At 69.4% G+C, this 4,839-nt stretch carries 6 protein-coding genes; all 6 read left to right on the top strand.

The window, feature by feature from the left end; translation table 11 throughout:
• On the top strand, nucleotides 1–1,223 hold a 1,223-nt coding region (locus P409_RS26800; protein WP_034845609.1), incomplete at its 5' end, for an ABC transporter substrate-binding protein.
• 1 nt (nucleotide 1,224) lies between these two features.
• Nucleotides 1,225–2,154 (top strand): carbohydrate ABC transporter permease, encoded by a 930-nt coding sequence (locus tag P409_RS26795; RefSeq protein ID WP_034845607.1) that lies wholly within the window; start codon nucleotides 1,225–1,227, stop codon nucleotides 2,152–2,154.
• Nucleotides 2,155–2,168: 14 nt separating this feature from the next.
• Entirely contained in the window at nucleotides 2,169–2,999 is an 831-nt protein-coding gene (locus tag P409_RS26790) for a carbohydrate ABC transporter permease (RefSeq protein WP_034845605.1), read from the top strand.
• A gap of 124 nt (nucleotides 3,000–3,123) precedes the next feature.
• Nucleotides 3,124–3,534 carry a hypothetical protein gene (locus P409_RS26785; protein WP_034845603.1) on the top strand — a complete coding sequence of 137 codons (411 nt, stop codon included), beginning with the start codon at nucleotides 3,124–3,126 and terminating at the stop codon, nucleotides 3,532–3,534.
• Between the two features lie 112 nt (nucleotides 3,535–3,646).
• Nucleotides 3,647–4,414, top strand: a complete 768-nt coding sequence (locus tag P409_RS26780; RefSeq protein WP_052121441.1) for a hydantoinase/oxoprolinase N-terminal domain-containing protein — start codon at nucleotides 3,647–3,649, stop codon at nucleotides 4,412–4,414.
• Nucleotides 4,372–4,839, top strand: a 468-nt coding sequence (locus tag P409_RS41635; protein ID WP_202964821.1) for a hydantoinase/oxoprolinase family protein, incomplete at its 3' end; no start/stop codon positions are given. The genes P409_RS26780 and P409_RS41635, both read left to right, overlap by 43 nt.

The following is a 4,839-nucleotide window of genomic DNA, read 5'->3' as shown; positions in this document are numbered from 1 at the left end:
GGAAGAAATACGCCGGCACCCATATCGAGGTGAACTTGGTCAAGAGCCCGCGCAGCGAGACCATCGCCCGGAACCTCAAGGAGTTCACCGAGCTGACCGGCATCGATGTCGGGCTGGAGCAGACGCCGGAGCAGCAGCAGCGGCAGAAGGCGGTGGTCGAGTTCAACAGCGGCGCGCCCAGCTTCGACGTCATCCATCTCAGCTATCATGTGCAGAAGCGGATGTTCGAGAAGGGCGGCTGGCTGGCCGACCTGCGGCCGTTCCTGGCCGATCCCGCCCTCGCCGACCCGAATCTGAGCCTGAACGATTTCTCCAGCGCCGGCTTGGCCTATGCCACCGCGGCCGACGGCGCGGTCGGCAGCTTGCCGCTGAGCGTCGACTATTGGATCATCTACTGGAACAAGGAGCTGTTCGACGCCAAGGGACTGAAATACCCGACCAGCTTCGACGAGCTGGTGTCCGCCGCCGAGACGCTGACCGACCCGGCCGCAGGCACCTATGGCTTCGTCGCCCGTGGTATGAAGAACGCCAATGTCCCGGTCTGGACCTCCTTCATGCTCGGCAACGGCGTCGAACCGGTCGCGGCCGACCACAACCTGGCCACCACCTCCGAGGGCGCGGTCGCGGCGGCGAAGCTGTACCAGCGGCTGCTGACCAAGGCCGCCCCTCCCGGCGTCGCCGGCTTCAACTGGAACGAATGCCAGTCGGCCTTCCTGCAGGGCAAGGTCGGCATGTGGCTGGACGGCGTCGGCTTCGCCCCGCCGCTGGAGAACCCGAAGCTGTCGCGCGTGGTCGGCAAGGTCGGCTACGGCGTCATGCCCAAGGGGCCGAAGGCCCAGGCCTCCGCCACCTTCGGCGACGGCATCGGCGTGGCCGCAGCCAGCGAGAACAAGGAGGCCGCCTTCCTGTTCTGCCAATGGGCGGTGTCGCGCACGGTGCAGGCCGACCTGCTGCAGAGCGGCTCGGGCGTGCCGTTCCGCAGCTCGATCCTGGAGGATGCCGAGGTGCGCAAGGGCGTGACCCTGCCAGCCGACTGGATCGACGCCGTCGTCGGCTCGTCCAAGGTCAGCAAGCTCGGCCTGCCGGTGATCGTGCCGGTCACCGAGTTCCGCGACATCTTCGGCATCGCCCTGACCAATATCGCCGGCGGGGCCGACCCGGCGGCCGAGCTGGCCAAGGCGACCGAGCAGTTCAAGCCGATCCTGGACAAGAGCGAGGCCTGAGGTGATCGAAGCCGCGGACGCCGGGGCAAGACAGCGGGTGCGGGTGCGGCGGCCGAACGCCGTCGCGCCGAGCCTGCGCACCTACCTGCCCTTCATCCTGCCGGCGGTGCTGGTGGTCGGGGCGGTGATCGTCTTCCCCTGGGCCTTCACCGGCTGGGTCAGCCTGCACGACTGGCAGGCCACCGGCGCCGGCGGCTTCATCGGCCTCGACAACTACGCCCGGCTGTTCGCCGACGCCCGCTTCGGCGAGGCGGTGTGGCACACGCTGGTCTACACCGTCCTCTCCGTGCTGCTGCCGCTGGTCCTCGGCCTGGCGGCGGCGCTGGTGTTCAACGAGCGCTTCCCGCTGCGCGGCCTGGCCCGCGGCATCGTGATCATGCCGATGATGGCGACCCCCGTCGCCATCGCCCTGGTCTGGACCATGATGTTCCACCCGCAGCTGGGCGTGCTGAACTATCTGCTCAGCCTGATCGGGCTGCCGCCCTCGCTCTGGGTGTTCGACCAGGCGACGGTGATCCCATCGCTGGTGCTGGTCGAGACCTGGCAGTGGACGCCGCTGGTCATGCTGATCGTGCTGGGCGGCCTGTCGGCCCTGCCGGCCGAGCCCTATGAGAGCGCGCAGATCGACGGCGCCAGCTGGCTGCAGCAGTTCCGCTACCTGACCCTGCCGATGATCTCGCCCTTCCTGATGGTGGCGGTGATCATCCGCTCGATCGACGCGCTGAAGAGCTTCGACATCATCTACGCCATCACCCAGGGCGGCCCCGGCACGGCGTCGGAGACGATCAACATCTATCTCTACACCCAGGCCTTCAGCTTCTACGACATCGGCTACGGCTCGGCGGTCGCCGTGGTGTTCTTCGTGATCGTGGTCGCCATGTCCCTGGCCCTGCTGTGGCTGCGCCAGCGCGCCAAGCTGGCGGCGAACTGAGGAGGCCCGAGACCATGTCCCGCCCCCTCGCCAAGGCTTTGCGCCGCGCCGGCCTGTATTTCGCCGTGCTGGTGATCGTGTCGCCGGCCCTCTTGTTCTTCCTGTGGATGCTGTCGCTGTCGCTGAAGCCGGAAGTGGACAACATCAGCTATCCGCCGGTGCTGATCCCGACCACCCTGGCCTGGAGCAACTACGCCCAGGTCTTCGCCGAGAACTCCTTCGGCCGCTACTTCATCAACAGCCTGATCGTCACCGGCAGCGCCACGCTGATCGGCCTCCTGATCGGCGCCCCAGCGGCCTACGGCATCGCCCGGGCCAAGGCGACCAAGCTGTCCGTGGTCGTCATGATCGCGCGGATGACGCCGGGCCTCAGCTACCTGATCCCGCTGTTCCTGATGTTCCGCTGGCTCGGACTGATGGGCACGCTGTGGCCGCAGATCATCACCCATCTGGTGATCACCCTGCCGATCGTGATCTGGGTCCTGATCTCCTATTTCGAGGCCCTGCCGATCGAGCTGGAGGAGGCCGGGCGGATCGACGGCGCCAATCGCTGGCAGGTGTTCCGCCATGTCGTGCTGCCGCTGACCCGGCCGGGCATCACCGTGGCGCTGCTGCTGTCCTTCATCTTCTCCTGGAACAACTTCGTGTTCGGCATCGTGCTGGCCGGGCGCACCACCCGAACCCTGCCGGTCGCGGTCTACAACTCCCTGACCTTCGAGCAGGTCAGCTGGGGCCCGCTCTCGGCCGCGGCGCTGGTGGTGGTGATCCCGGTGCTGGTGCTGACCGTGGTCGCCCAGAAGCAGATCGTGGCCGGGCTGACCTCGGGCGCGGTGAAGGGCGGCTGAGCCGCCGCCCTCCCCGGCCGGCCCCGACCCACCCCAATTGGATCACTTGCAAATTAGATAAAATGCCGTAGTTTATAGGTATATAGTCATGATCATTTGAAGCCACTGGCTCGGGGATGGTGTCATGTCCGTCATTCAGATCGCCGACGATCGGGCCCTGCCGGGAACGGCGCCCGCGGCCTCCATCCGGACCGCCCTGGTCAGCCGCCAGGACGAGATCCTTTCCCTGCGGCAGAACGCATCCGAGATCCTCTACCGGCTGCGGGCCGTCCGCGAGACCTGGTCCGACACCGACCTGCCGCCGGCGCAGGAACGCTGGGTGCTGCAGCAGGTGCTGGAGTGCCTGACCATCAGCTGCGAGGCGCCGACCGGGGACGAATTCGACCGGATCGCCGTGGCCGGCCAGGCGCTGGCCATGCTGTTCGACATGTCGGATGAGGAGCTCGAGGCCGTCGCCCCGGACGGCGACGATTACGACCTGGTCGATTTCGACGCCGACCTCGACGATGCGGAGGACCTGGCCGCAAGCGCGTAGGACCGGCGTCGGCCGTTGCCGGACCTGTCTTCGTCGCATGCCGAAAAGCTTTGCCGCGCGGAAGGCCTTGTCCTAATCCGAGACGACACTATCGGCTTCGGCGCGGCGCATCTTGTCCCTCTCCCTCGGCATCGACACCGGCGGCACCTTCACCGACGCGGTCCTGTTCGACCCGGACCGCGGCGTCGTCGCCGCCGCCAAGCGGCTGACCACCAAGCACGACCTGGCGCTGGGCATCGGCGCCGCGATCGACGCGGTGCTGCAGCAGCACCCGGCCGAGATCGGCTTCGTCGGCCTGTCCACCACCCTCGCCACCAACGCGGTGGTCGAGGGCCAGGGCAACCCGGCCTGCCTGATCCTGATCGGCTACCCCGAGGCGGCGCTGGACCGCGCCGGGCTGCGCGCGGCGATCGGCGGCGACCCGGTGGCGGCCGTGGCCGGAGGGCATCGCCCGACCGGCGAGGAGCAGGCGCCGCTCGACCTCGAGGCGGTCCGAGCCGCCATCCTGCAGCACGCCCCGGCGGTCACCGCCTTCGCCGTCGCCGGCTATTTCGCCGTGCGCAACCCGGCGCATGAGCTGGCGGTGCGCGACCTGGTGCGGGACCTGACCGGCAGGCCCGTGACCTGCGGCCATGAGCTGACCTCCGGCCTCGACGCCCCGCGGCGGGCCCTGACCGCCCTGCTCAACGCCCGGCTGATCCCGCTGACCGCGTCGCTGATCCGGGCGGTGCGCGGCCGGCTGGACGCCCGCGGCATCGCGGCGCCGCTGATGGTGGTGAAGGGCGACGGGTCGCTGATCGCCGACCGCTTCGCTTTGGCCCGGCGGTCGAGACCGTACTGTCCGGCCCCGCCGCCAGCGTCGTCGGCGCGCGCTGGCTGACCGGCCGCGACGACTGCTTCGTCTCCGATATCGGCGGCACCACCACCGACATCGCCGTGCTGAAGGATGGCCGCCCCCTGCTCGAACCGCCGAGGGCGCCCAGGTCGGCGGCTGGCGCCACCGATGGTCGACGGCGGTGGAGATCCGCCACCGTTCGGCCTGGGCGGCGACACGCGAGGTTGCGCATCGAGCCCGGCCTCGGCCTCGCCGTCGGGCCGCGCCGGTCGGTGCCGCTGAGCCTGCTGGCCGCACCAGCATCCGGAGATGCTCGGCGGCGCTGCCGCCGCCGACGGCCGAGCCGGCCCGAGGGCCTCACGCCTGGACGGCCGCTTCGCCCTGCGCCTGCGCGCGCTGGACACCGAGACACTCGTCGCCGCAGGAGCGGCGGATCTGGGACGCGCTGGCCGACGGGCCGCAGCCGCTGG

It is taken from the genome of Inquilinus limosus MP06 (genome assembly GCF_000767795.1).
Taxonomy (GTDB): Bacteria; Pseudomonadota; Alphaproteobacteria; order DSM-16000; family Inquilinaceae; genus Inquilinus; species Inquilinus limosus_E.
Note: the sequence above shows the minus strand (reverse complement) of the source record. Positions and strands in the feature narration are given on the sequence as shown.

Bases quoted from the DNA above. Each gene is read 5' to 3' on its own strand.
- P409_RS26790 (WP_034845605.1), top strand. From the start codon at position 2,169: ATGTCCCGCCCCCTCGCCAAGGCTTTGCGCCGCGCCGGCCTGTATTTC.
- P409_RS26785 (WP_034845603.1), top strand. From the start codon at position 3,124: ATGTCCGTCATTCAGATCGCCGACGATCGGGCCCTGCCGGGAACGGCG.